This window comes from Aminobacter niigataensis, assembly GCF_946995915.1.
Taxonomy (GTDB): Bacteria; Pseudomonadota; Alphaproteobacteria; order Rhizobiales; family Rhizobiaceae; genus Aminobacter; species Aminobacter niigataensis.
Genome location: NZ_OX341517.1, coordinates 1,387,027 through 1,411,311, shown reverse-complemented (window position 1 = coordinate 1,411,311; position 24,285 = coordinate 1,387,027). Strand labels below are relative to the sequence as shown.

Genomic DNA, 24,285 nt, shown 5'->3' with positions numbered 1-24,285 from the left:
TGAACCGGATGCCTGGGGAGGGCGACGGCGTCCGGGCTGGCAGGGGATACGGTGCCCCTGCTGGGTGATGAGCCCCCAAGTCCGGGCCTTGCGGCGGCTGACGGTGAAAGCCGAGGCGACTGAGCGGGGCAAGAGCGCCGGCGGACGCATGGCTGCGCGTCACGCACTAGCATCTGAGAGACGCAAGGCCATGCGTCCGGTTCCCAATCCCGGCTTCATCGGCGCGGGACAGTTTTGCACGCCCAAAATCCCCCAACCACCTTGCCCGCGCCCAAAAAGACCCGCGCGGGCCGCCCACCGGAGACAGCTTCATGTCGAGGAAACGCAAGCAAGAGATCGAAATCATCGACCCGCCGCTGCCGGGCTACGGCCGCCTGCCCTATTCCATGCACAACGCGCTCGTACTCGCCGTCAGCATCGCCGCCACCATGGAGGGCGCGCATCTGAAGTGCCAGCGCCGCGAATGCCGCAATTTCGGACGCTGCCGCGCCTCGCCGACCGAATTCGGCCGCGCCGGCTTCTGCCCGGTGCCCCTCAGCCGCGCCGCCGACCGCCGCATTGAGGGCATGCTCCTGTTTGTCCTGCAACTCGCCAATGGCTGGCGGTGACGATTGGGAAGGCCCCCTCATCCGGCCCTTCGGGCCACCTTCTCCCCGCTGGGAAAAGAGGCGCGCGGCGGCGTCTCAGGCCTCCTCGCCCGGCCGGGGAGAGATCGGCCGAGCGCAGCGGAGGTCGGGTAAGGGGGACGGGCAGTCCCTCACCCGACATCCAACACGATCTTGCCGATGTGCTCGCCCTCTTCCATGCGCTCATGCGCCCGCCAGGCTTCCTTGAGCGGGAAGATCATGTCCATCACGGGTGCGACGCGGCGGACGGCCAGCAACGGCCACACCTGGGCTTCGAGGGCTGCGGCGATGCCCGCCTTGAACTCGGTGGTGCGCGGCCTCAGCGTCGAGCCGGTATGGGTCAGCCGCTTGACCATCAGCCGTGAAAAATCGGCACTCGCCACCGCCCCGCCCTGCGTCGCGATCTGCACGATGCGGCCGTCGACCGCCGCGGCATGGTAGTTGCGCCCGACATAGTCGCCGCCGACCATGTCGAGGATGACATTGGCGCCCTTGCCGTCGGTGGCGTCCTTCACCGCCTGGACGAATTCTTCCGTTTTGTAATTGATCGCGCGGTCGGCCCCGAGCTTCAGGCAGGCAGCGCACTTGTCCTCCGAACCCGCGGTGGCAATGACATAGGCGCCGAAGGCCGAGGCGAGCTGGATCGCGGTGGTGCCGATGCCCGACGAGCCGCCATGGATGAGCAGCGTCTCGCCCGACTTGAGCGCGCCGCGCTCGAACACGTTGTGCCAGACGGTGAAGAAGGTTTCCGGCACCGCGGCGGCTTCGGTGTAGGTAAAACCCTTGGGCACGGGCAGCGCGTTGGTTTCGTGCACCTTGGCGTATTCGGCGTATCCGCCGCCCGGCGTCAGCGCGCAGACCGCGTCGCCGATGCGGAAGCGGCTGGCACCCTCGCCGAGGGCTGCCACCTCGCCCGACACTTCGAGCCCGGGCAGGTCCGACGCCCCGGGCGGCGCGGGGTACGCACCCTTGCGCTGCTGCACGTCGGGCCGATTGACGCCGGCCGCATGCACCCGGATCAGGATCTCGCCGGCGCCAAGCTCGGGCAGGTCGCGCTTTTCCGCCTTGAGCACGCGCGGCCCGCCGGGCTGCGTGATCGCCACCGCGAGCATCTTGTCTGGAAGCTTGGCAACGTTGGCCATGTCTTTTCGGTCTCCGCTGGTCCGGTGTGCCCCGGACTTTACATGTGGTTGACCGCACTATGTATTCTGATTGGCAAATCAGGCAAACGCCTGACTGGAGATCAAGGAGAGCGAGATGGCGCTGTTCGACGACGAGCCGAAGAAGAAAAAGACCGTCCACGAGATCGGCCAGGACCTGTCTTTGCTTTCGGTCGGCGAGCTCAACGAGCGCATCTCAGCCCTGCGCGCCGAGATCGGCCGGCTCGAGGCCGAGCTTTCCGCCAAGGGTTCGACGAAATCGGCCGCCGAGGCGCTGTTCAAGCGCGGCTGACATCTTGCCGTCGCCGAAAAGCCCCAAAGGGGCGGTCGACCTAGCGCTCTTGATTCTTGGTGGGACAGTTCGATGCTCGCAACCTACAGGCCGATCCTCTCGCTGCTTCGCGGCACCGCCTTCCTGCTCGCCGCGTCGGGCCTGCACGGCCTGCTGCTTCCCCTGCGCGGCCAGGAAGAGGGCTTTTCGACCACGGCACTCGGCCTGATGGGCACCGCCTGGGCCGGCGGTTTCGTTGCCGGCTGTTATTTTGCCCCCCGCGTCGTCCGCCGCGCCGGCCATGTCCGCGCCTTCGGCACCTTTGCCGCGTCGGCTGCGATCATCGCCCTGCTCACCGGCCTGATCGTCAACGAATATGTCTGGATCGCGCTGCGCGCCTTCACCGGTTTTGCCATGGCCGGCGCCTTCATGGTCATCGAGAGCTGGCTCAACGAGCGCGCCACCAACGAGAACCGCGGCACGGTCTTCGGCCTCTACATGATGGTCACCTACGCCTCGATCATGGCCGGCCAGATGATGGTCGCCGGCGGCGACGTCACCAGCGCCTCGCTGTTCATGGTCACCGGCATCCTGTTTTGCCTGTCGCTGATCCCGACGGCGGTTTCGAGTGCCGCGCACCCCAAGCCGCTGCAGGACGTTTCGCTCGACATCAAGGGGCTCTACGCCAACTCGCCGGTCGCCTCGGTCGCGTGTTTCCTGATCGGCGTCGCCAATGGCGACTGGGGCACGCTGGGTGCCGTCTACGGCGCGCGCGTCGGCATCTCGACGCCCGAAATCGCGCTGATGATGAGCCTGGTGGTGATCGCCGGTGCCGCCCTGCAGATCCCGATCGGCAAGATCTCCGACCGCACCGACCGCCGCTACGTGCTGATCGGCGCCTCGCTCGCCTCGGCGGTGGCGGCGGTGCTGATCTTCTTGGTGGCGCCGCGCTCCGGGCCATTCGTCATCGCCATGACCGCCTGCTACGGCGCCTTCGCCTACACGCTCTATTCGCTGGCGGTGGCACACGCCAACGACCACGCCAAGCCGGAGGATTTCGTCAAGGTCTCGGGCGGCCTGCTGCTGCTCTACGGCTTCGGCACTATGGTCGGTCCGATGCTCGGCGCCGGCCTGATGGATATGATGCGGCCCGAGGCGCTGTTCCTCGCCACGGCTGCGGCGCATTTCGCGCTGGCCGGCTACACCGCACTGCGCATCAAGCGCCGCGCGCCGGTTCCGATCGAGGATCGCGAAGCCTTCAAGACCCAGCCGGCCGACCGCTCGGCGACGCCCGAATCGCTGCGGCTCGATCCACGCCAGAAGGACGAACCCGAAACCCTGCCCTGACAGCCACGCCTGGGCAGACGCGGGCATTGGGGCAGCAGCCGCGACCAACAGTTGAGATTCCGCCGATGTTGCGGCACAAAGGAGCCATGACAGCTGACGCCTCCTTCCTGGCCATATCGGATGCCAACCGGCGCCATCTGCTGGAAGAATTGCGTCGCGGTCCCAAGACCGTAAGCGAACTCGCAGCCGGCCTACCGGTCTCGCGGCCGGCCGTGTCGCAGCATCTCAAGGTGCTTCTCGATGCCGGGCTGGTCAGCGCCCGCGCCGAAGGCACGCGCCGTGTCTACGCGGTCAGTGCCACCGGCTTCAGGAAGCTCAATATCTGGCTTGACCAGTTCTGGGACGCTTGAGCCGGAACGGCTGGACTGGCACCGGCTCGCGTGCCGGGGGAAATCCTGTCACCGCCGAACCGCAAAAGCCCACAAAATACAGCAACCAATCACCCTGTCCCGGCGGCGAGGGTGATTCGCCGCCGGCTATCTGGCCCGTGCCGAAAGAGTGGGCCACTAAGTTGAGACCGCGATCGTGGGCTAGTGCTGGGTCGGGTCCACTCTCAGCTTTTCAATCTCGTCCTTGAGAGCCAGCTTGCGACGCTTCAGCGCTACGATTTGCAGGTCGTCCATGGATGGATGGTTCATCGCTTCGTCGAGCTGACGCTCGACGTCGCCATGTTTGCGCTGAAGCTCTTCAAGATGGGAAGCAAGAGACATGATTGGTTCTCCCTTTCATGGTTTCCTCGATGCACCGCACAAGCGTGCCCACCGCAGACAGCGCTCTGTGACGGAACCATGACAGTCTGCCACCCCCGATCTGCGATGTCGAATAAAGTGTGGTAGCATTTCCCGTCAGCGTGAAATGTGATAAGGGCATCGCGCCGGTGACAAGGGGTCGCCGACCCCGCCTTAGGAGCGCCCCGGGTGCGCCAGTGAGTTTGCAGACGGTAGACATGTCGGAACAGGAACAAGCCGAGGTTCGTCTCGAGTTTGCACGCTTGAAGCAGGACCATGCCGATTTTGATGCGGCGATCAACGCGATGATCGCGATGGGCTGCGACCCGTTGCAGATCCAGCGGATGAAAAAGAAGAAGCTGGTTCTCAAGGACAAGATCGTCCAGATCGAAGACCGGATCATCCCGGACATAATTGCCTGAAACTCCTGGCAGAGGGCTGCCGGGGTTTGGTTGCGATTGCTCCTCATTTCCGCTAAGCGCTGCCTATCGAGCAAGGGGTGCCGCGCGTGAGCAAGGACAGGGTCGACGTCGCCATCATCATGGGTAGCCAGTCTGACTGGGCGACCATGCGCCATGCCGCCGAGTTGCTCGACGTGCTGGCCGTTTCCTACGAAGCGCGCATCGTCTCGGCCCACCGCACCCCGGATCGCCTCTACGAATTCGCCAAGGGTGCCAAGGCGGCCGGTTTCCGCGTCATCATCGCGGGTGCCGGCGGCGCTGCCCATCTCCCCGGAATGACGGCGGCCATGACCTCGTTGCCGGTGTTCGGCGTGCCGGTCGAATCAAAGGCGCTGTCGGGGCAGGATTCGCTGCTCTCCATCGTCCAGATGCCGGCCGGCATCCCCGTCGGCACGCTTGCCATCGGCAAGGCCGGAGCCGCCAATGCGGCATTGCTTGCGGCGGCCGTTCTTGCCCTTTCCGACGACGCCCTGGCAACGCGGCTTGAAGAGTGGCGCGCCGCACAGACCGCAAGGGTCGCCGAACAGCCGACGGACGACGCGTGACCGCCCCCCTCCCCACAGGCTCCACCATCGGCATCATCGGCGGCGGCCAGCTTGGCCGCATGCTGGCCATGGCCGCGGCCCGGCTGGGCTACCGCACCGTGATCCTCGAGCCGCAGGCCGATTGCCCGGCGGCCCAGGTTGCCAATCGCCAGATCGTCGCCGCCTATGACGATCCCGCCGCCCTCGACGAACTGGCCCGCGAAAGCGCCGTCGTCACCTACGAGTTCGAGAACGTGCCCGTCGTGGCCGCGGAGCACCTGGCGAAGACCGTCGCGGTCTATCCGCCGGCACGGGCACTGGAAGTGGCACAGGACCGCCTGGTCGAAAAGACCTTCCTCAACGGCATCGGGATATCCACAGCCCGCTTCGTGCCTGTGGATAACGACCAGGACCTGGCCGCTGCCCTGCAGGCATTCGACGGCAGCGGAATCCTGAAGACTTGCCGCATGGGCTATGACGGCAAGGGCCAGATGGTCTTCCGCAAGATGACCACGGGCGGCTTCGACGGTGCCTGCGCCTCACTCGGCAACGTGCCGCTGGTCCTCGAATCCTTCGTGCCTTTCGAACGCGAGATCTCGGTGATCGCCGCGCGCGGCACCGATGGCAGCATCGCCGCCTTCGACCCCGCCGAAAACGTGCACGGCAACGGCATCCTGGCCAGTTCGACGGTGCCAGCCGCGATCCGCGAAGACACGGCGGAAGCTGCGCGCGACGCCGCGCGAAAAATCCTCGCCGCGCTCGATTATGTCGGCGTCATCGGCGTCGAATTCTTCGTGCTGGCCGACGGCTCCCTGCTTGCCAACGAAATGGCCCCGCGCGTGCACAATTCAGGACACTGGACCGAGGCAGCCTGCGTGGTTTCCCAGTTCGAGCAGCATATCCGCGCCGTTGCCGGCCTGCCGCTCGGCGATGCCAACCGCCATTCCGACTGCGTCATGGAAAACCTGATCGGCGACGACATCGCCAAGGTCCCGGCGCTGCTGGCCGAACCGGACGTCGCCGTCCACCTCTACGGCAAGGCCGAGGCCCGCCCCGGTCGCAAGATGGGCCACTTCACGCGGCTTCTACCACGCCGCTAGCGGGCACTACTGCGCCGGTACCGGACAGCTCAGGTCGCCCTCTTCGCATTTGAGGTAGGCGCCAAGCTGAGTGACACGCGCGTCGGTCAGGCCTTGCAGGCATCCGGCCTGTATCATCGGATAGATCGACCCGCCCTCGACGCCGGAGGACGCGAACTTGCATTCGGCGTCGCGGAAGACGATCCAGCTCCGCTGCGAATCCTGCAGCAGCTTGCGAGCGTCGGCGCTCTCGGACAGGCGTTTCATGATATCGCCATACGCAGCGTTGAGTTTGGCGTCGGACGCAGCAAAGTCCGAGCCGGCACAGATGTTCATCCCGGTCTGAGTCTGGTCGTTGCGGTCGCATTCCTCGGCGAAAGCAGCGGACGCCATCATCGAGCTTGCTACTGATATCGACAGAATCAAAAGCCGCATCCAACCCTCCATTTGCTTGAACGAACGGACGATTCCAGCGATGCTGGCCGCTGGCAAGTCCCGGCGCGAAGGCGCAATGCTACCGCATGCCGACAAAAGCCAAATCAAACCGCCACACCAAGCCTGCCCGCGGTTGACTGGCAATGACTCCTCGTCTAAGAGCCTCTCACACGAATTGGGCGCGCTCTTTTGGCGCGCTTTTAGTTTCGGCCCGTTGATGGGCCCATCCGACGGGTTAGTGACATGAAGATCAAGAATTCGCTCAAGGCGCTCAAGGCTCGCCATCGTGACTGCCAGCTGGTTCGTCGCAAGGGCCGCATCTACATCATCAACAAGACCGCCCCGCGCTACAAAGCTCGCCAGGGCTGATTGTAGCCCGGCCGCACGCGGCCGGCGCATCACGGCAATTTCAGTTTGACGTTCCCATGCGGGGGTCTAGAATTTCCGCATGCGGAACGTTTTTGCCTTTTGTGCCCTGGCCTTACTGGCGACAACCCAGCCGCAGCAGGCGTTTGCCGAGAACGCCGGCGCTCCAATCGTAGCCAAGGCTGACAACCAGATCGACACGCTGTTTTCCGATCTCAAGCGCGAGCGCAACGAGAAGGCTGCCGAGCGCCTCGCCAGCCGCATCTGGGAAGCCTGGTACAAGTCGGGCAGCGCCTCAGTCGACCTGATGATGCAATGGGCGCAGCAGGCGGTCGAGGCCAAGAAATTCGACGTCGCGCTCGATTTCCTCGACCAGGTGGTGACGCTGCAGCCCAAATACGCCGAGGGCTGGAACCGGCGCGCCACGGTGCATTTCCTGATGCAGAACTATCGCAAGTCGATGGCCGACATCGAACGCACGCTGGAGCTCGAGCCACGCCATTTCGGCGCCCTGTCCGGCATGGCGCAGATCATGGCGACCACCGGCCGCAACGAGTTGGCGCTGCAGGCATGGCAGCGCGTTCTCGACATCTACCCGATGCTGCGCAACGCCCAGAACGAGGTGTCGCGACTGTCGGAAGAACTCGCCGGCGAAGGCATCTGAAGAAGCGAATAGGGAGTAGGGAATAGCGAGTAGAAACAGGCTTGGCGGTTGCCGCACCAGGGAGCACACTCAACTGCTCTCGGTTCTCTACTCACTTTTGTCCCTTCTCCATACTCGCTACTCGCTATTCCGCTGACCCACCCCCATCCCGCATGAACATCCTCACCTTCATCCTGGCACTGCTGCTTGCGCTGTTCCTTGCGCTTGCCGGCGCAACCCGCGTCGCATCGTGGCTGATCGAACGGCGAAATCCGCCCGTGGGCAGTTTCGTCGATATCGATGGCGCGATCATCCACTACGTGAATGTGCCGGCACCTGCCGGCGGCGACCTGCCGCCGCTGGTCTTCATCCATGGCGCCAGCGCCAACCTGAAGGACCAGATGCTGCCGCTCAGGCCGCAATTCGAAGGCCGCGCCGAGATGCTGTTCTTCGATCGCCCCGGCCATGGCTGGTCCGGCCGCGGGCCTGGCAACAATGAGACGCAGCAAGGGCAGGCCGCCACCATCGCGGCCCTGATGGACCGCCTCGGCATCAAGGACGCGATCATCGTCGGCCATTCGTTCGGCGGTTCGATAGCGGCGACGTTTGCGCTGGAGCACCCGGAAAAGACACGTGGCCTGCTGTTCCTGTCGGCGGCGACCCACCCCTGGCCGGGCGGCGGCACCTCCTGGTATTACAGCTTGAGCGCCTTGCCGGTGGTCGGCCGCGCCTTCGCGGAAACGATCGCCAATCCGGCCGGGCTGATGCGCATCGGTGCCGCAACCACCTGCGTCTTCTCGCCCAACAAGGTGCCGGACCTCTATGTCGACGACGCCGCGATCAAGCTGGTGCTGCGACCGAGAGCTTTCCGTGCAAACGCCATCGACGTCGAAGGCCTGTACCGCCACGTGCTGGTGGCCGCGCCGCGTTATCCCACGATCGAGGCGCCGACGGTGGTGATCTCCGGCGACCACGACACGGTCGTCTATGAGGAGATCCATTCGATCGGGCTGGCGCGCGACATTCCCGCTGCCGAACTGGTGTGGGTGAAGAACCTCGGCCACAAGCCGGACTGGGTGGCACCCGATCTGGTGGTGGCGGCCGTCGAAAAACTCGCCGGCCAGCCGCGCGACCTGCAGGCACTGTCACGCGCTGTCGAAGCGCGCATTGCGGGTGACGATTTCGGGACGGGTGTGTGTTTGGATGAGAAGGAGCCAGCGAATAGCGCATAGCGAATAGCGAACAAGACCCCGCACGCGCAGTCGTGCAATGCCCTATTCGCTAATCGCTACTCCCTATTCGCTGTAACCTTACCTGCTGCCTTTGCCTTCCGGCCCGACATAGGCAATGCGCAGCATGTTGGTCGAGCCCGGCGTCCTGAGCGGCACGCCGGCCGTGATGATGACGCGGTCGCCGCCAGCGGCAAAACCCTCGTTGAAGGCGACGTTGCAGGCGCGGTCGACCATGTCGTCGAGATCGACGGCATCCGGCGAGACCACGCAATGCGTGCCCCACAGCATCGACAGGCGGCGTGCCGTGGCCAGGATCGGCGACAGCGCGATGATCGGCACCTGCGGCCGTTCGCGCGCCGCGCGCAGGCCCGTGGTGCCGGATGCAGTGTAGGTGATGATCGCCGACAGCTTCAGCGTCTCGGCGATTTCACGCGCCGCAAGCGAGATCGCGTCGGCGCCGGTCGCCTCCGGCTGCGAGCGCTGGGCGTTGATGATGCCGGGATAGGTCGGGTCCTTTTCGACGCGCTCGGCGATGCGGTTCATCGTTGCCACCGACTCGACCGGATACTGCCCGGCGGCCGATTCGGCCGACAGCATGATCGCGTCGGCGCCTTCAAACACGGCGGTCGCCACGTCTGAGACCTCGGCGCGGGTCGGCACCGGCGCGGTGATCATCGATTCCAGCATCTGGGTGGCAACCACCACCGGCTTGCCGGCGCGGCGCGCGGCACGGGTGATCTGCTTCTGGATGCCAGGCACCGATTCGATCGGCATCTCGACGCCGAGGTCGCCGCGGGCGACCATCAGGGCATCGGACAGCTCGATGATCTCGGCCAGGCGGGCGACCGCCTGCGGCTTTTCGATCTTCGACAGCAGCAATGCGCGCCCTTGCGCGATCTTGCGCGCTTCGGCGAGATCCTCCGGGCGCTGGATGAACGACAGCGCGACCCAGTCGACGCCTGTCTCGAGCACGGCGTCGAGGTCCTTGCGGTCCTTCTCGGTCAGCGCGCCTACCGGCAGGTCAGTGTCGGGCAGGCTGACGCCCTTCTTGTCGGAAATCTTGTTGCCGGCAACGACCGTGCAGACGATCGACTTGCCGTCGGTCTTCACTGCCCTAAGCTCGAGCTTGCCGTCGTCGATCAGCAGGCGATGGCCTTCCTGCACCGACTTGAGGATCTCGGGATGCGGCAGGTGCACGCGCGCCGAGGTGCCCAGGTCGGCATTGTCGTCGAGGGTGAAGGTCTGGCCGACCGTCAGCTCTTCCTTACCGTTGGCGAACTTGCCGACGCGGAGCTTCGGGCCCTGCAGGTCGGCGAGAATGCCGATCGGGCGGCCGACCGCCTCTTCAACCGACCGGATGCGGCCGACGAGCGTGCGCATCGAATCGTGGTCGGTATGGCTCATATTGATGCGGAAGACGTCTGCGCCCGCATCGAAGAGCTTGCGGATCATCGCCTCGTCGGACGAGGCGGGACCGAGTGTTGCGAGTATCTTGACCTTGCGGCTACGTCTCATTGACCGTTCGTTCCCGAGGCGGCCGTTGGGCCGCCCGTTGCGGGCTCGTCGGTGAGCTGGACCATCCAGTTCGCCTGTTCGCCCGTGTCGTATTCCTGGAAGCCGGCGCGCTGGAAGCCGCGCGCTACGCAGTCGGTGACGCCGGCGATCTTGAACTCTTTTTCAGCCACGCACATGTTGATCGGGCCATCCCAGCGTCCGCCGCGCTCGGCATCTTCTGCATAGAGATAATAAAACCTCGATGACAGCGGCCCCTCGATCAGCGTCTTGCAGGTGGAACCTTCGATGTGCCACCAGCCTTCGGTGATCCAGCCCGCCTTGGCGCGGTAGCCGATGCCGACTCCGACCAGGCTCTGGGTCGCGTTGCAGACCCTGAAGTCGGCGCGTGCCGGCGTGGCCGCAACGGCCATAAACAGTGGAACGGAGAGAAAAAGGAAGAGCGATGCCAGGGCTGAGCGTGTCCGCGGCCTCCCGGCAAGTTCCATCCCCAAGCCCCTCTTCGACGATTTCTGCATTTCTGGAGCCCTTTTCGGCAATGTGCGGGCGCATGTCAACGCGTGGCTGCGCGCTTATCCAATCGATTTAGGTGCGCTTGGCCGACGTGATTTGCTGCCTCACCTGGCATATTCGAAAAAAGGTTGGCAAAACAACGGCGTTAGCACATATCCCCACATCAGGGACGGGCGCGAAACTACACCCAAGCCGTGCCGAAGGACAAATTGCCGCCGATGACGCGAACCGCAATCTTTGCCCCTTTCGAGATCATCGAAGGCGACCGCAGCAGGGGCATCGTCCTTCTGTGCGACCATGCCAGGCGCGACCTGCCGCAGGAATATGGCGATCTCGGCCTGCCGCCCGAGGAGTTCGAGCGCCACATCGCCTACGACATCGGCGCCGAACAGGTGACCCGCAAGCTTGCCGCGATCATGGGCGCGCCGGCGGTCCTCGCCAACTTTTCGCGCCTGCTGATCGACCCCAACCGCGGCGAGGACGACCCGACACTGATCCGCCAGCTCTATGACGGCTCGGTCATCCCGGGCAATTATCCGATGTCTGAGGAGGAGCGCGCGCGCCGGCTCGACAATTTCTACCGGCCCTATCACGACGCCGTCGGCGCCATGGTCGCCTCGGTTCACAAGCAGACCGGCACCGCGCCCTTCATCTTGTCGGTGCATTCCTTCACGCCCGTCATGCAGGGGCGCGCCAGGCCTTGGCACGCCGGCGTGTTGTGGGACATGGACCACCGCGCCGCCTGGCCGCTGATCGAGATGCTCGCCGAGGACAAGGCGCTGGTGGTCGGCGACAACGAGCCCTATGACGGGGCGCTGCGCGGCGACACCATGTTCCGCCACGCCATGGTCAACGGCTTTGCCCATGCGCTGATCGAGATCCGGCAGGACCTGATCGGCGACGAGGCCGGAACGACGGATTGGGCCGGGCGGCTGGCGCCGATCATTGACGCCATCAACCGCCGCCCCGATATACATGAAGTCAGACAATTCGGCTCGCGCACCGGGCCGCTGTGATGGAGGACCAGATGGCCGAACTCAGCGAAGCGCAGCAGCGCGAATTCGAGGCCGCAGCCTTCCGCCGGTTGCTCCAGCACCTGAGCGAGCGTTCCGACGTGCAGAACATCGACATGATGAATCTCGCCGGATTCTGCCGCAATTGCCTGTCCAACTGGTATCGCGACGCGGCCGCCGAGGCCGGCGTCGAGCTGTCCAAGGACGCCTCGCGCGAGATCGTCTACGGCATGCCTTATGCCGAATGGCAGGCCAAGCACCAGCGCGAGGCCACCGACGCGCAGAAGGCCACCTTCGAGGCCAGCCGCCCGCGCGATCACTGACCGATATTTCCGCAGGGTCGTGTCAGCTGCGCTCCCGCGTACCCTTGACCCTCCCCTCATCATCAGGCATCGAAACCGCCGAAATTCCCTTGGCGCGCCGAGTCGCGCTTTTCCCAGTCACAATTTGCGGAGTGCCCCATGGCCGACGAAATCACCGATACCAGCCAGACCGTTGCCGCCGGCCAGTTGCGCGCCTTCATCGAGCGCATCGAGCGGCTTGAGGAAGAAAAGAAGACGATCTCCGACGACATCAAGGACGTCTATGCCGAGGCCAAGGGCACCGGCTTCGACACCAAGGCTGTCCGCACGCTGATCCGCCTGCGCAAGCAGGACCAGGCCGAGCGCGACGAGGCCGAGGCGATCCTCGACCTGTACAAAGCTGCCCTCGGCATGGTGTGATAGCTGGCTGCCCGATCCCGAAGCTTCGGGTGGCACCGTTCGCCGGTCAAAGGCGATGCGAGGTCATGAGCGATGACAGGTACAGGGCAGTTCCATCCTTCCGACAATACCGGTCCGGCACGAGCCGGGCCGAATGGCCTGGCGGCGTTCTTTTCGCGTCGCTGGCATGGCGAGATGCCGCTCGGCCAGCTGTTCTGGCGCGACATGGTCACCGTCGGCAGCCTGATCAACGTCGCCACGACGGTCGTCGCGCTCGCCATCCTGGCGGCCAAGGGCTCGGCCTTGCTTGCCGTGGCAGTCCATCTGCTGCCCCTGCCCTACAATCTTTTCCTCTATGGCAGCGTGCTGCGCACCGCCGACGTCAGCGCCAACCACAACGCCAACACGGTGAAGCTCGGCGCCACCGCGTGGATCATCCTGGCCAGCCTGCTCTAGAGCAAGCCCAGGAAAAGTGCGAAGCGGATTTCCATCCGGAATTGCGTCAAAGCGTTTTCGCGATTCGAAGATAAGCGGAAACGCTCTGGGGATCAGGCTGCCGGCTTGAAATTCAGCGCCACGCCGTTGATGCAATAGCGCAGGCCGGTCGGCGGCGGACCGTCGGGGAAGACGTGGCCGAGATGGCTGCCACAGCGCGCGCAATGACATTCCGTCCTTACCATGCCGTAGCTGCGGTCGACGGTGTTTTCGACCGACCCCTCGACAGGATCGTTGAAGCTCGGCCAGCCAGTGCCACTCTCGAACTTGAGCTTGGATTCGAACAGCGGCTGGTCGCAGCCGGCGCAGGTGAAGGTGCCGGCACGCTTCTCATGAAGCAGCGCGCAGCTGCCCGGCCGCTCGGTGCCGTGGTTGCGCATCACCTGGTACTGCTCGGGGGTCAGCATCGCGCGCCACTCGGCGTCGGTGCGGGTGACGGGATAGGTCTTGGCGTCCATTCAGGGTCTCCCGGACTTATTCTTCTTTATCGCGTTCTTCGCACAGATAGTTACGAGAGGCACCGCCTGACAGGGCATCACTTCATGGTGAGCCGGATCAGTGTTTGCGCGACAGCTGTTTCGTTGCCGCTTCGAGCCCGGCCAGCGTCAGCGGGTACATGCGGTTGGCGAAGATGTCGGAAATCATCTTGATCGAGCTGGTGTAGCCCCAGTGCTTTTCCTGCGTCGGGTTGAGCCAGACGGCATTTGGCCATTGCTCGAGCACGCGGCGCAGCCACGCGGCACCCGGTTCGGGGTTCCAGTGCTCGACCGAGCCGCCTGCATAGGCGATCTCGTAGGGGCTCATCGAAGCGTCGCCGACGAAAATCACCTTGTAGTCGTGGCCGTATTTGTGGAGCACGTCGAGCGTCGGCAGGACCTCGGCATGGCGACGCCGGTTGTCCTTCCACACGCCTTCGTAGAGGCAATTATGGAAGTAGAAATATTCGAGTTGGCGGAACTCGACGCGCGCCGCCGAGAACAGCTCCTCCACGACCTTGATGTGGTCGTCCATCGAACCGCCGACGTCGAAGAACATCAAAAGCTTGACCGCGTTGCGCCGCTCGGGCCGCGTCTTGACGTCGAGATAGCCGTGGTCGGCGGTGGCGTGGATGGTGCCGGGCAGGTCGAGCTCTTCCTCGGCGCCCTCGCGCACCCAGCGGCGCAGGCGCTTGAGCGCCACCTTGATGTTGCGCGTGCCGAGCTCGACGGAATCGTCGAAGTTCCTGAACTCGCGCTTGTCCCACACCTTGACTGCGCGGCGATGGCGGCTCGTCTCCTGCCCGATGCGCACGCCCTCGGGATTGTAGCCATAGGCGCCGAAGGGCGAGGTGCCGGCGGTGCCGATCCATTTGGACCCGCCCTGATGGCGACCCTTCTGCTCCTCCAGCCGCTGCTTCAGCGTCTCCATCAGCTTTTCGAAGCCACCGAGCGCCTCGACCAGCTTTTTCTCCTCGTCGCTAAGGGTCTTTTCGGCCAGCCGCCGCAGCCATTCCTCGGGAATGTTGGCGACATCGACGCCACCCTCGCCCGACACCGCCTCGACGCCCTTGAAATAATGCGAAAAAACCTGGTCGAAGCGGTCGATATGGCGCTCGTCCTTCACCAGTGCGGCACGGGCGAGATAATAGAAGCCCTCGACGTCATAGCTGACGAGATCGGCGTCGAGCGCCTCGAGCAGCGCCAGATATTCCCGTAGCGACACCGGAACCTTGGCCGCCTTGAGTTCGAGGAAGAAGGGTATGAACATTGACCTAGCCGACTCCAGTCACCCGCCTTTTGCGCCACTGACCACGGTCATCTCGGAAATGCGATGCCACGGGACCAGCGAGACGGTCTTTGAAGCTGCCTCATAGGTAAAAAGACCGGCTTCCGAACTGAGCACAACGACTCGCGAAAACGACCTTCCATCCGACAGCCAGATCATGCTCGCCGGCTGGTTCATCACACTGCAGCCCTTTGTCAATCCCGTAAGCACACAAAGCAGGATTATCAGTGCCGGAACGCCCTTGAAGGGAAACCTACGGAATGAGCCAAGGAAGGAAGTTGCCTTCTCGCTTGCTGCGTCAGCAGTTTCCGACGTGGCGACGCGGGCCAAGTAGGAAACCACCAACCCAATTACAGCCACGACGATAACCACCGCCGACACGATCAGTATCGCACCGTAAAACACTCCGCAGAACAAGACAGCGAAGAGGAGGAACGAGAGGGCGTAGACGACGGCGGAGCCATCGACACGTTTCTCTATGACGCCCATCAGCTTGAATGCGTCCTCTGCGTTCTCAATCTTCAGTAGTCGTTCTGCGAGAATCTTGATGATGTCCCAATAGGTCAGATTGAACAGTCCAGAATCCTCGATTGGAACGTGAGCGAACACTTCAATCAGGTGAGCAACTGTCGGAAACAGAAGGTACACCACGCACCTCGCAACAAGATGCGCAACCGTCCAGACCACTAGCATCGACCAGGAAAACTGGGTGAACGAATAGATGTCCAGATGCCCGAGAAACCCAAACCCGAAAGACATCGCGTAGATCGAAAACACGACCGTTGTGGCGCCAATGACTGAAAGAACAAACGCCGAGAGATAGTGAAATGGCAGGTTGAATACCGCTTCAAAAATTCTCGCTGACGCTCTAGCCGGCCTCAGAACGGCATCAACTCGCAGAGGTTGCTGTGCCACGACCCACCCAATCCATTTGCGCAGTCGTGATTGTACAAGACCCTGTCGGGACAACAAGCTGGCGAGCCGGTCCTCCGCGCAAGCCTCGACCCCGGGCCTCGGCATGCCTGCAACACCCAAAATCTAATTAAAGTAAAAATCAGATTCAGTCTTTCTTGGTAATTTCCCGTTAGCAATTGCCGTCAGTGGGGAAGCGGGGGCGAGTCTGCCTCCAATCCGAGTTGTTCTTGCGTACGGGTACCTATGCGTTTCTCAGCGGCGTCAGCGATCGTTCTCGCCAGCCTGGCCTTGGCCGGCTGCACCTCGAGCATGGGGCTCAGCGACATCATGTCGTCTGGCCCGTCGAAGGAAACGACCGCTTCGGTCGCCCGCCCGGCGAGCCCGGTGCCACAGGCGGACATCGCCGCAGCCGCGCCTTCCATGCCGGTCCAGCAGGCCATGTCAGCCCCGATGCCGCAGGCTGGTATTTTGGTGGCGCCGCCCATGCCGGCGGCAATGATGACCGAAGAGCCGGTGCAGGTGGCTATGGCCGCGCCGCGGATCGAGCTCGATGGCATTCCAACACCCGACACCAAGCCGATCGCGCTGATCGCTCCGTCCAACCCGATGAAGGCCACGCCCTTTGCGCCGGGCCAGATCTACGGCCGCCGCTTCCGCGACGCCAAGCCGATCAATTTCGGCAAGGCCGCGTCGCCCAGGAATTTTGCCGTCCACGGCGTCGACGTGTCGCGCTGGCAGGGCGAGATCGACTGGCCGAAGCTGCGCACGCAGGGCGCCAACTTCGCCTACATCAAGGCGACCGACGGCGGCGACCATCTCGATCCGATGTTCCGAAAGAACTGGCGTGCCGCCGAGGCCGCCGGCCTGCGCCGGGGCGCCTATCACTTCTTCTATTGGTGCCGCACCGCCGGCGAGCAGGCCGACTGGTTCATCCGCAACGTGCCCAAGGTCGCCGGCGCGCTGCCGCCGGTCATCGACGTCGAATACAATGGCGAGTCGAGCTGCAAGCGCCGGCTGTCGCGTGCAAAGACGCTGGAGAAGATGCAGGTGTTCATGGACAAGCTGGAGCGCCACTACGGCCAGCGCCCGATCATCTACACCGCGCCCGACTTCTATCGCGACAACCTCAGGGGCGAGTTCCTGGACTATCCGTTCTGGCTGCGCGCCGTCGCCGAGCCCCCGTCCAAGGTCTATCCCGGCCGCAAGTGGGTGTTCTGGCAGTATTCGGGCTCGGGCCTGTCGCACGGCGTCGAAGGCAAGATCGACCTCAACGTCTTCCGCGGCAGCGCCAGCGACTGGCACCGGTGGGTGGCGAACAGCGCGGGCTGAGCGGCCGCCTGAAGCGGCCGCTCAGCGCCCGCTGAATCCTAGAGCAGGTCGTATTCGATGAAACCGGTGCGGCGGGCGACGCGGTCATAGAGCTTGCGCGCCGTGGCGTTGGTCTCGTGGGTCATCCAGTAGACATTGGTGACACCGATCTTCGCCGCCTCCTGCCTGACCGCCTCGATCAGGGCGGCACCGACGCCCTTGCCTCGCGATGCGGGATCGGCGAACAGATCCTGCAGGTAGCAGTTGTTGGCCTCGGACCAGCCCGAGCGGTGGTAGAGGTAATGCGTCAGCCCGACCGCCTTGCCGTCGACGATGGCGATCAGCCCCTTGGGCTCGAACTCGCCTGCAGTGAACAGGCGCTTCCAGGCGAGCTCGTAGATATTCTCGGGAAGCACCGTGTTGTAGAAATCGAGATAGGCGGTCCACAACCGGCGCCATTCGGCATGGTCGGCGAGCTGAAGCGGGCGAGTGGTGATGTCGGTCATGGCTTTGCCTTCGGTGATTGGTTGATTGCGCGGCAAACTGCCCGAGCGGAGCTGCGCGGCCAACGGTCCACAGGACGGAAATGCGCTGGCCGAGTCTACGCGGGGTATACCCCCACCCCTAACCCCTCCCACAAGGGGGAGGGGAACTAACAGGCACCCTTCGCACCACCACGATGGCCAGAGCTGGCCGGTCGTGGACAAGAATCCCCCTCCCCCTTGTGGGTAGGGTTAGGGGTGGGGGTACCTGCAACGCATGATCTTTCAGATCACCCCTGCCGTCTGGCCATGAACGCCAGGCGCTCGAACAGATGCACGTCCTGCTCGTTCTTGAGCAAGGCGCCGTGCAGCTTGGGCAGCGCGTTCTTGGAGTCGGCGCGCAGATCTTCCGGCGCCACGTCGTCGGCGACGAGCAGGCGGATCCAGTCGAGCGCCTCGGAAGTCGACGGTTTCTTCTTGAGGCCGGCCACGTCGCGGATCTCGTAGAACTGGGTCAGTGCCGCGCGCACCAGGTTCTGCTTGATGCCGGGATAATGCACCTCGACGATCTTGTGCAGCGTGTCGACGTCGGGGAAGCGGATGTAGTGGAAGAAGCAGCGCCGCAGGAAGGCGTCGGGTAGTTCCTTCTCGTTGTTCGAGGTGATGATGACGATGGGGCGCACGTCGGCGCGGATCGTCTCGCCGGTCTCGTAGACGAAGAACTCCATGCGATCGAGTTCCTGCAACAGGTCGTTGGGGAACTCGATGTCGGCCTTGTCGATCTCGTCGATCAGCAGCACGACCTTCCTGCCGGCCGCAAAGGCGTCCCACAGCTTGCCGCGCTTGATGTAGTTCTTGATGTCGTTGAAGCGGCCGTCGCCGAGCTGGCTGTCGCGCAGGCGCGAGACCGCATCGTATTCGTAGAGGCCCTGCTGCGCCTTGGTGGTCGACTTGACGTTCCATTCGATCATTTCGAGACCGAGGCCGGCCGCCACCTGGCGGGCCAGCTCGGTCTTGCCGGTGCCGGGCTCGCCCTTGACCAGCAGCGGCCGCTCCAGCGCGATCGCCGCATTGACCGCCACCATCAGATCCTTGTCGGCGACATAGGCCGACGTACCTTCAAAACGCATGCGAATTCCTCGTAACTATCGCGGCGACCCTAAGGAGCAGAGCTAGTGCGCGCAAGCCTGATGGGGAGCGGCAGTATTCTGCACCGCCGAGCGACTTCAGTGTCACGGCATGGATCCCCGGGTCTCCGCACTTCGCTTCGCTCCTGCTCCGCCCGAGGATGACGAACGCATAGGCGTTGCCGCCAATCTCCGAGGTGGCGGTTGGCATTGGACCCTTCTCGTGCCACTCCATGCCGTGATGTTGCGGCTTCAGCTACGGTCCAGACCCATCCTGCCCCCAAATATCGTTGCCTCAACGGCCCCATTGCCATGGCGCATCGCCGCCACAGCGCCTATATTGGTCTGGACGGTCTGCACTTCCCGGCAGGAGAGCATTTTCCCCGGGGCCTTAACGATCCTTAGGGAGCTGTCCCTGGGAAGACCCGTGGGTCTTTTCACACGGCGCCCACCTACTTTGTAGGTCTCCGGGATCGACTTCTCCACCGGTCGTGTGGATCGTCACCTCTCCTTTTGGGCAAACGATAGCTGCTTGCAGCCACTGTTGCCGATATGCGAAACACGGGCAACGAAACGAACCGGCTGCCCTCCGCATGACTTCCCACCGCGAGATCAAGAAGCAACTGCGCAAGGAAGCGCTGGCCCGTCGCGACAGGCTCGACGAGTTCTGGCGCATCGAGGCGTCGCTGGAGATGGCCGAGACCGCCCGCGACAACATCCAGTTCGAGCCCGGCACCATCGTTTCCGGCTTCTGGCCGATGCGCTCCGAGGTCGACGTGCGTCCGATGATGTTTGCCCTGCGTGAGCATGGCGCGCGGCTGTGCCTGCCGGCGATCCTCGACAAGCACACCATCGTCTTCCGCGAACTGGTGCGCGGCGCGCCGATGGTCGACATGGGTTTTGGCACCGTCGGGCCGCATGAGGAGGCCGAGGTGCTCGACCCGCAGATCATGCTGGTGCCGCTGGCCGCCTTCGACGCGCGTGGCCACCGCATCGGCTACGGCGCGGGTTATTATGATCGGGCGATCGCCAAGCTGCAGGACAAGGGCATCGAGCCCAGGCTGATCGGCATCGCCTTCGACTGCCAGGAAGTCGAGCGTGTTCCCGACGAGAACCATGACGTCATCATCCCCGAAATACTGACCGAAAGCGGGTTGCGTCGCTTCGCCCCTGAATTGTAGATGATTTCATGAGACTTCTTTTTCTGGGCGACATGGTGGGCAAGGCGGGCCGTACAGCGGTATGGGCGCAATTGCCCGGCCTGATCTCGGATTTCCGGCTCGATTTCGTCATCGTCAACGGCGAGAACGCCGCCGGCGGCTTCGGCATCACCGAGGAGATCTTCCGCGAGACCATCAATGCCGGCGCCGACGTCGTGACCACCGGCAACCACGTCTGGGACCAGCGCGAAGCACTGGCCTTTGCCCCGCGCGAGGACCGCTTCCTGCGCCCGGCGAATTTTCCCAAGGGCACGCCCGGCCGCGGCTCGGGCCTCTACATCGCCAAGAACGGCGCCCGCGTGCTGGTGTCGAACATCATGGGCCGGGTGTTCATGCATCCTGAGCTCGACGATCCGTTCCAGGCCGGCGAGCGCGAACTGTCCGCCTGCCCGCTCGGCGAGCAGGCGGATGCGGTAGTGGTGGACTTCCACGCCGAGGCGACCAGCGAGAAGATGTGCTTCGCCCATTTCGTCGACGGCCGCGCCAGCCTCGTCGTCGGCACGCACACACACCAGCCGACCGCCGACCACCAGATCCTCAACGGCGGCACCGCCTATCTGACCGACGCCGGCATGTGCGGGGACTACGATTCCTCGCTCGGCATGGACAAGGAGGAGCCGCTCAACCGATTCCTCTCCAAGGTGCCGAAAGGCCGCTTCGAGGCGGCCAACGGGCCGGCGACGATCTGCGGCGTCGGCCTCGACATCTCCGACCGCACTGGCCTCGCCGAGCGGATCGCGCCGCTGCGCCGCGGCCCGCGGCTCGAAGAAACCGCGCCTTCCTTCTGGTCCTGACATTGACGAGGGGCCGGTGGATACTTACTTGCCCGCAACACGTCAGCAAATGTTAGAGCGGCCCCGCGGCCGCTCGATTGCCATTTAGAAGAACACGGGGACACTCTGATGATCGAATTCCTGGCGCCGTATTTCGCCTTCGTCAACGACCCCACCGCCTGGGTGGCGCTGTTGACCCTGATTGCGCTCGAGGTCGTGCTCGGCATCGACAACCTGATCTTCATCTCGATCCTGACCAACAAATTGCCGGAAGGCCAGCGCGCCAAGGCGCGGCGGCTGGGCATCGGCGCGGCGCTGATCATGCGCCTGGTGCTGCTTGCCACGATTTCCTTCATCGTTGCGCTGACGGCACCGGTGTTCACCGCCTTCGGCCACGGTTTCTCCTGGCGCGACCTGATCCTGATCGCCGGCGGCCTGTTCCTGGTCTGGAAGGCGACCAAGGAGATCCACCACTCGGTCGACCCCGAGGATCAAAAGGACGAAATGGTGTCGCGCACGCTGCAGCTTTCGATGGGCGCGGCGATCTTCCAGATCCTGCTGCTCGACCTTGTGTTCTCGATCGACTCGATCATCACCGCCGTCGGCATGACCGACGAGATCGGCATCATGTACATCGCCGTGATCGTGGCCGTGACGGTGATGCTTCTGGCGGCGACCCCGCTCGCCCAGTTCATCGAGAAGAACCCGACCATCGTCATGCTGGCGCTCGGCTTCCTCTTGATGATCGGCATGACGCTGATTGCCGACGGCTTCGGCTACCATGTGCCCAAGGGCTACATCTACGCCGCCATGGGCTTCTCGGCGCTGGTCGAGGGTCTCAACATGCTGCAGCGGAATCGCCGCAGGCAGCAACGCAGCGACGGCCACTGACGGACAAAACATACGGCGGGCCAAGTGCCCGCCGTTTTCGTTTCCGCGCCGATTTCAGGCCGCCTAATTCTGGGCTATCATCTGATTCTGGCGCCGCCCACGCCTCCCCCCTCCGCCGGGAAAGTACAGTTCGTGCAGGGTGTCTCGATTTCCGAGCCAACTGTTCGAGCGCTTGCATAAGGAGGGGTTGCGACGACTGCTCGCGATAGGAGGTTCGCCGGATGAAACTTTCCGCACCCATTCCCATGCTGAAGCGCAAGGCCAGGCTTCTCGCCAGGACCGGCCATATCCCGCTGCACCAGGCGCTCGACCGCATCGCGGCCGAAGAAGGCTTTGGCGCATGGAGCCTGCTCGCCGCCACATCAGCGGCCACCCGGCCGGCCGGCAAGCTGTTTGCGCGCCTCGCGCCCGGCGACCTGGTGCTGCTCGGCGCGCGGCCGGGCCAGGGCAAGACGCTGATGGGGCTCGAACTTGCCGTGGAGGCGATGAAGGCGGGCCAGCGCAGCACCTTCTTCACGCTGGAGTACACCGAGAGCGAAGTGCTCGACCGCTTTCGCGCCATCGGCGCCGACCACGCGCAGTTCGGCAGCCTGTTCGAACTCGACAGTTCCGACACGATCAACGCCGCCCATATCGCCAGGCGCATGGCCACGGCGCCACGCGGAACCATGGTGGTGGTCGACTATCTGCAACTGCTCGACCAGAAGCGCGAGAACCCGGCATTGATGGATCAGGTTCAGGCGCTGAAGTCACTGGCGCGCGAGATGGGACTGATCGTCGTCATGATCTCCCAGATCGACCGCACCTATGATCCGTCAGCGAAAGCGGTTCCGGACCTCGACGATGTCAGGCTGCCCAATCCGCTCGACCTCAAGCTGTTCGACAAGGCATGCTTCCTGAACCAGGGCGAGATGCGGTTCCACGCGGTTTGACGAAATCGGGCGGCGAGCAATCGCCGCCGCCCGAGACGCTGTGGGCAGCGCTCACCAAGCGTCGGGTTCGCGCACCATGTGCACAATGTTGGCCGGGTTCATGATCCAGCCACCACGGAAGCTCTCGCCCAGCGGCTCGATCGGGTCGCAGCGCACCGCACCGGCATCACCGAGTTGCTTGAGCGTGCCGGCGAAATCAGGCGTGAACAGCTCCAGCCAGACCTCGGCCTGGCTCATGGTCGGAGCCTCGTCGATCCAGAGCTGGTTCGGGCCGAGCTTGAAGCCGACCGCAGGCGCCTTCTCCGGAATGCCTTCGAGGCCGACAACGTCGCGATAGAAGGCGATCGTCGCCTCATACTGGTGGCTCGGCACCTTCATCGCGATGTTGATGCCGCCTTCGATTGTTGCACTCATGTTCCCGCTCCTCACTTGCGCTCGCTCGTCGTCGGCAGCTCGCCGCGCATCTCGGAGGGATAGAAGCCCTCGCGCAGGTTGATCCCGTATTCGAGCCACGCCTTCATCGCCGACAGCATCTCGGCCCAGCCCTCGCAATTGCCGTAGGACGCCTTGCGCCCGACTGCGTCCTCGACCCAGCCCGACTCGCCGATGGTGACGAAGGTCGATCCGTCCTCGAGCACTTCGAAGCCCATCTCGATCCTCGTCTTGTAGGCGGGCTGGCCCTCGGAAACTTCGGCATCCCAGCGCAGCACGATGCGCTTGTCCTGTTCGATTTCCTCGACCTCGACCGGCACCGAGCCCCACCAGGTGACCGTGGTGCCTGCGACCAGCGGCGCGCTGGCGCCGCGGATGGTGGTGAAATAGGCGCTGAGCTTCGTCGGGTTGACGACCGCGTCGAACACCTCATGGACTGGCTTGGCTATCCGGCCCGAAACCTTGAATCCAAGGGACATTGTGATCTCCTCTGCTTGCACTTCGCGATAATGTGTTATAAAAACATAACATGTCAATCGATTCGAAAGATGACAATGTTTTCAAAGCCCTGGCTCATCCGCGCCGGCGCTTGATGCTCGATTGTCTGAAGGATGGCCCGCTCACCACGGGCGCCATGTGCGAACGCTTCGACGACATGGACCGCTGCACGGTGATGCAGCACCTGAAGGTTCTGGAGGAGGCAGATCTGGTGGTCGCCCAGCGTGAGGGGCGCGAGCGCTGGAACCACCTCAACTCGCTGCCGATCAAGCAGATTCACGACCGCTGGATCAGTGAATATGCCAGCCATGCGATGAGCATTCTCGACCGGCTGAAGCTCGACCTGGAAGGCTGAGCGGACCTCAGCTATTGCAGCTTAGGCGACCTTCGCCTTGCGCGCCTCGATGGCGGCGCCATGCTCCTTGCCCCAGTTGGCAAGTGGAACGAGAGCATCGTCGAGCGACTGGCCAAGCGGCGTGGCCGAATACTCGACCCTTGGCGGCACCTCGTGGAACACCTCGCGGTGAACAAGGCCATCGGCCTCCATCTCGCGCAACTGCTGGATCAGCATCTTCTCGCTGATGTCGGGGACCAGCCGCTTCAACTCACCGAAGCGGCGCGGCTCGGTGTGCACCAGCCACAGGATCAGCGCCTTCCATTTGCCGCCGATGACCTGGAAGGCGGGACCGAGGCCACAACTTTCTGGCTGCATCTTTGCCATGGAAATCCTCAATTCTTACTTTCAAGTCAGTACCTTACAAAATTGTAGGTACTTGCTGGAACGAAAGCAATGCATAGCTTCTGAGGCACGCTGCGAATGGATCGTGGCCTGAATTC

At 63.8% G+C, this 24,285-nt stretch carries 33 protein-coding genes and 1 other RNA gene; 21 read left to right on the top strand and 13 right to left on the bottom strand.

Going from position 1 to position 24,285, the window contains the following annotated elements:
* The first annotated feature begins 311 nt into the window (after positions 1–311).
* A complete protein-coding gene (locus O1Y97_RS06770; RefSeq protein WP_108606580.1) occupies positions 312–608 on the top strand; it encodes a hypothetical protein in 297 nt (98 codons plus the stop codon).
* Positions 609–757: 149 nt separating this feature from the next.
* Here O1Y97_RS06770 and O1Y97_RS06765 read toward each other — a convergent pair whose 3' ends face one another.
* Positions 758–1,738 carry an NAD(P)H-quinone oxidoreductase gene (locus O1Y97_RS06765; RefSeq protein ID WP_404801270.1) on the bottom strand — a complete coding sequence of 327 codons (981 nt, stop codon included), beginning with the start codon at positions 1,736–1,738 and terminating at the stop codon, positions 758–760.
* 145 nt (positions 1,739–1,883) lie between these two features.
* On the opposite strand from O1Y97_RS06765, the gene O1Y97_RS06760 reads away from it, so the two are divergent.
* The 3 genes from O1Y97_RS06760 (at position 1,884) to O1Y97_RS06750 (ending at position 3,754) form a co-directional block, all read left to right on the top strand.
* Positions 1,884–2,078: a DUF1192 domain-containing protein gene (locus tag O1Y97_RS06760; protein ID WP_318763538.1), complete on the top strand. Its 195-nt coding sequence runs from the start codon at positions 1,884–1,886 to the stop codon at positions 2,076–2,078.
* A gap of 72 nt (positions 2,079–2,150) precedes the next feature.
* A complete protein-coding gene (locus O1Y97_RS06755) occupies positions 2,151–3,404 on the top strand; it encodes an MFS transporter (RefSeq protein WP_108606576.1) in 1,254 nt (417 codons plus the stop codon).
* A gap of 86 nt (positions 3,405–3,490) precedes the next feature.
* Complete coding sequence (locus O1Y97_RS06750; RefSeq protein ID WP_108606575.1) at positions 3,491–3,754, top strand: ArsR/SmtB family transcription factor; 264 nt, start codon at positions 3,491–3,493, stop codon at positions 3,752–3,754.
* Positions 3,755–3,934: 180 nt separating this feature from the next.
* On the opposite strand, the gene O1Y97_RS06745 is transcribed toward O1Y97_RS06750, so the two are convergent.
* A complete protein-coding gene (locus O1Y97_RS06745) occupies positions 3,935–4,114 on the bottom strand; it encodes a YdcH family protein (RefSeq protein WP_055974385.1) in 180 nt (59 codons plus the stop codon).
* Positions 4,115–4,350: 236 nt separating this feature from the next.
* On the opposite strand from O1Y97_RS06745, the gene O1Y97_RS06740 reads away from it, so the two are divergent.
* The 3 genes from O1Y97_RS06740 to O1Y97_RS06730 all read left to right on the top strand — a co-directional run bounded on the left by O1Y97_RS06740 (position 4,351) and on the right by O1Y97_RS06730 (position 6,217).
* On the top strand, positions 4,351–4,554 hold the full coding sequence (locus O1Y97_RS06740; RefSeq protein ID WP_108606574.1) for a YdcH family protein: 204 nt from the start codon (positions 4,351–4,353) through the stop codon (positions 4,552–4,554).
* A gap of 119 nt (positions 4,555–4,673) precedes the next feature.
* Complete coding sequence (gene purE, locus O1Y97_RS06735; RefSeq protein WP_183262853.1) at positions 4,674–5,138, top strand: 5-(carboxyamino)imidazole ribonucleotide mutase; 465 nt, start codon at positions 4,674–4,676, stop codon at positions 5,136–5,138.
* Entirely contained in the window at positions 5,135–6,217 is a 1,083-nt protein-coding gene (locus O1Y97_RS06730; protein WP_318763537.1) for a 5-(carboxyamino)imidazole ribonucleotide synthase, read from the top strand. The genes purE and O1Y97_RS06730 overlap by 4 nt, the downstream gene beginning before the upstream one ends.
* Positions 6,218–6,223: 6 nt before the next feature.
* Here the strand turns inward: O1Y97_RS06730 and O1Y97_RS06725 are convergent, their stop codons facing one another.
* The gene (locus O1Y97_RS06725) at positions 6,224–6,631 is read right to left on the bottom strand and encodes a lysozyme inhibitor LprI family protein (RefSeq protein ID WP_318763536.1); all 408 of its coding nucleotides are present in this window, start codon (positions 6,629–6,631) and stop codon (positions 6,224–6,226) included.
* Positions 6,632–6,874: 243 nt separating this feature from the next.
* On the opposite strand from O1Y97_RS06725, the gene ykgO reads away from it, so the two are divergent.
* From ykgO to O1Y97_RS06710, 3 genes are all read left to right on the top strand, one after another.
* On the top strand, positions 6,875–7,000 hold the full coding sequence (gene ykgO / locus O1Y97_RS06720; RefSeq protein WP_108606572.1) for a type B 50S ribosomal protein L36: 126 nt from the start codon (positions 6,875–6,877) through the stop codon (positions 6,998–7,000).
* A gap of 79 nt (positions 7,001–7,079) precedes the next feature.
* Positions 7,080–7,661: a tetratricopeptide repeat protein gene (locus O1Y97_RS06715; protein ID WP_318763535.1), complete on the top strand. Its 582-nt coding sequence runs from the start codon at positions 7,080–7,082 to the stop codon at positions 7,659–7,661.
* 152 nt (positions 7,662–7,813) lie between these two features.
* A complete protein-coding gene (locus O1Y97_RS06710) occupies positions 7,814–8,872 on the top strand; it encodes an alpha/beta fold hydrolase (RefSeq protein WP_318763534.1) in 1,059 nt (352 codons plus the stop codon).
* 78 nt (positions 8,873–8,950) lie between these two features.
* Here O1Y97_RS06710 and pyk read toward each other — a convergent pair whose 3' ends face one another.
* A complete protein-coding gene (gene pyk / locus O1Y97_RS06705) occupies positions 8,951–10,387 on the bottom strand; it encodes a pyruvate kinase (protein ID WP_108606569.1) in 1,437 nt (478 codons plus the stop codon).
* Complete coding sequence (locus tag O1Y97_RS06700) at positions 10,384–10,872, bottom strand: DUF1036 domain-containing protein (RefSeq protein ID WP_108606568.1); 489 nt, start codon at positions 10,870–10,872, stop codon at positions 10,384–10,386. The genes pyk and O1Y97_RS06700 overlap by 4 nt, the downstream gene beginning before the upstream one ends.
* Positions 10,873–11,115: 243 nt before the next feature.
* Between O1Y97_RS06700 and O1Y97_RS06695 the strand changes: the two genes are divergently transcribed.
* From O1Y97_RS06695 to O1Y97_RS06680, 4 genes are all read left to right on the top strand, one after another.
* Complete coding sequence (locus O1Y97_RS06695; RefSeq protein WP_318763533.1) at positions 11,116–11,913, top strand: N-formylglutamate amidohydrolase; 798 nt, start codon at positions 11,116–11,118, stop codon at positions 11,911–11,913.
* Positions 11,914–11,924: 11 nt separating this feature from the next.
* Positions 11,925–12,233: a DUF1244 domain-containing protein gene (locus tag O1Y97_RS06690; protein ID WP_318763532.1), complete on the top strand. Its 309-nt coding sequence runs from the start codon at positions 11,925–11,927 to the stop codon at positions 12,231–12,233.
* Positions 12,234–12,371: 138 nt separating this feature from the next.
* Entirely contained in the window at positions 12,372–12,632 is a 261-nt protein-coding gene (locus tag O1Y97_RS06685) for a DUF2312 domain-containing protein (protein WP_108606567.1), read from the top strand.
* A gap of 72 nt (positions 12,633–12,704) precedes the next feature.
* Positions 12,705–13,067, top strand: a complete 363-nt coding sequence (locus tag O1Y97_RS06680; RefSeq protein ID WP_318763531.1) for a hypothetical protein — start codon at positions 12,705–12,707, stop codon at positions 13,065–13,067.
* Positions 13,068–13,159: 92 nt separating this feature from the next.
* On the opposite strand, the gene msrB is transcribed toward O1Y97_RS06680, so the two are convergent.
* From msrB to O1Y97_RS06665, 3 genes are all read right to left on the bottom strand, one after another.
* Entirely contained in the window at positions 13,160–13,564 is a 405-nt protein-coding gene (msrB, locus tag O1Y97_RS06675) for a peptide-methionine (R)-S-oxide reductase MsrB (RefSeq protein WP_108606565.1), read from the bottom strand.
* Between the two features lie 97 nt (positions 13,565–13,661).
* Entirely contained in the window at positions 13,662–14,852 is a 1,191-nt protein-coding gene (locus O1Y97_RS06670; RefSeq protein WP_318763530.1) for a vWA domain-containing protein, read from the bottom strand.
* 18 nt (positions 14,853–14,870) lie between these two features.
* The gene (locus tag O1Y97_RS06665; protein WP_318763529.1) at positions 14,871–15,785 is read right to left on the bottom strand and encodes a hypothetical protein; all 915 of its coding nucleotides are present in this window, start codon (positions 15,783–15,785) and stop codon (positions 14,871–14,873) included.
* A 243-nt stretch (positions 15,786–16,028) separates the two neighbouring features.
* Here O1Y97_RS06665 and O1Y97_RS06660 point away from each other — a divergent pair, with 243 nt between their 5' ends.
* Complete coding sequence (locus O1Y97_RS06660) at positions 16,029–17,114, top strand: glycoside hydrolase family 25 protein (protein WP_318763528.1); 1,086 nt, start codon at positions 16,029–16,031, stop codon at positions 17,112–17,114.
* Positions 17,115–17,152: 38 nt separating this feature from the next.
* Here O1Y97_RS06660 and O1Y97_RS06655 read toward each other — a convergent pair whose 3' ends face one another.
* Both O1Y97_RS06655 and O1Y97_RS06650 read right to left on the bottom strand, forming a co-directional pair.
* The gene (locus tag O1Y97_RS06655; protein WP_318763527.1) at positions 17,153–17,599 is read right to left on the bottom strand and encodes a GNAT family N-acetyltransferase; all 447 of its coding nucleotides are present in this window, start codon (positions 17,597–17,599) and stop codon (positions 17,153–17,155) included.
* 266 nt (positions 17,600–17,865) lie between these two features.
* The gene (locus O1Y97_RS06650) at positions 17,866–18,705 is read right to left on the bottom strand and encodes an AAA family ATPase (RefSeq protein ID WP_318763526.1); all 840 of its coding nucleotides are present in this window, start codon (positions 18,703–18,705) and stop codon (positions 17,866–17,868) included.
* A 345-nt stretch (positions 18,706–19,050) separates the two neighbouring features.
* Between O1Y97_RS06650 and ssrS the strand changes: the two genes are divergently transcribed.
* The 5 genes from ssrS to O1Y97_RS06625 all read left to right on the top strand — a co-directional run bounded on the left by ssrS (position 19,051) and on the right by O1Y97_RS06625 (position 22,518).
* A non-coding RNA gene (ssrS, locus tag O1Y97_RS06645) (6S RNA) lies at positions 19,051–19,206 on the top strand.
* Between the two features lie 89 nt (positions 19,207–19,295).
* Positions 19,296–19,883: a 5-formyltetrahydrofolate cyclo-ligase gene (locus tag O1Y97_RS06640; RefSeq protein WP_108606560.1), complete on the top strand. Its 588-nt coding sequence runs from the start codon at positions 19,296–19,298 to the stop codon at positions 19,881–19,883.
* Between the two features lie 8 nt (positions 19,884–19,891).
* Positions 19,892–20,716 carry a TIGR00282 family metallophosphoesterase gene (locus O1Y97_RS06635; protein ID WP_318763525.1) on the top strand — a complete coding sequence of 275 codons (825 nt, stop codon included), beginning with the start codon at positions 19,892–19,894 and terminating at the stop codon, positions 20,714–20,716.
* A 108-nt stretch (positions 20,717–20,824) separates the two neighbouring features.
* Positions 20,825–21,586, top strand: coding sequence for a TerC family protein (locus O1Y97_RS06630; protein ID WP_183262686.1), 762 nt, complete (start codon positions 20,825–20,827; stop codon positions 21,584–21,586).
* A gap of 221 nt (positions 21,587–21,807) precedes the next feature.
* Complete coding sequence (locus O1Y97_RS06625) at positions 21,808–22,518, top strand: DNA helicase (RefSeq protein WP_318763524.1); 711 nt, start codon at positions 21,808–21,810, stop codon at positions 22,516–22,518.
* A gap of 51 nt (positions 22,519–22,569) precedes the next feature.
* Here O1Y97_RS06625 and O1Y97_RS06620 read toward each other — a convergent pair whose 3' ends face one another.
* A complete protein-coding gene (locus tag O1Y97_RS06620; RefSeq protein ID WP_183262688.1) occupies positions 22,570–22,932 on the bottom strand; it encodes a VOC family protein in 363 nt (120 codons plus the stop codon).
* An 11-nt stretch (positions 22,933–22,943) separates the two neighbouring features.
* On the bottom strand, positions 22,944–23,429 hold the full coding sequence (locus O1Y97_RS06615; RefSeq protein ID WP_108606555.1) for an SRPBCC domain-containing protein: 486 nt from the start codon (positions 23,427–23,429) through the stop codon (positions 22,944–22,946).
* Between the two features lie 50 nt (positions 23,430–23,479).
* Here O1Y97_RS06615 and O1Y97_RS06610 point away from each other — a divergent pair, with 50 nt between their 5' ends.
* Entirely contained in the window at positions 23,480–23,803 is a 324-nt protein-coding gene (locus O1Y97_RS06610) for an ArsR/SmtB family transcription factor (protein ID WP_318763523.1), read from the top strand.
* A gap of 21 nt (positions 23,804–23,824) precedes the next feature.
* Here the strand turns inward: O1Y97_RS06610 and O1Y97_RS06605 are convergent, their stop codons facing one another.
* Entirely contained in the window at positions 23,825–24,169 is a 345-nt protein-coding gene (locus O1Y97_RS06605; RefSeq protein ID WP_318763522.1) for a winged helix-turn-helix transcriptional regulator, read from the bottom strand.
* Between the last annotated feature and the right edge of the window lie 116 nt (positions 24,170–24,285).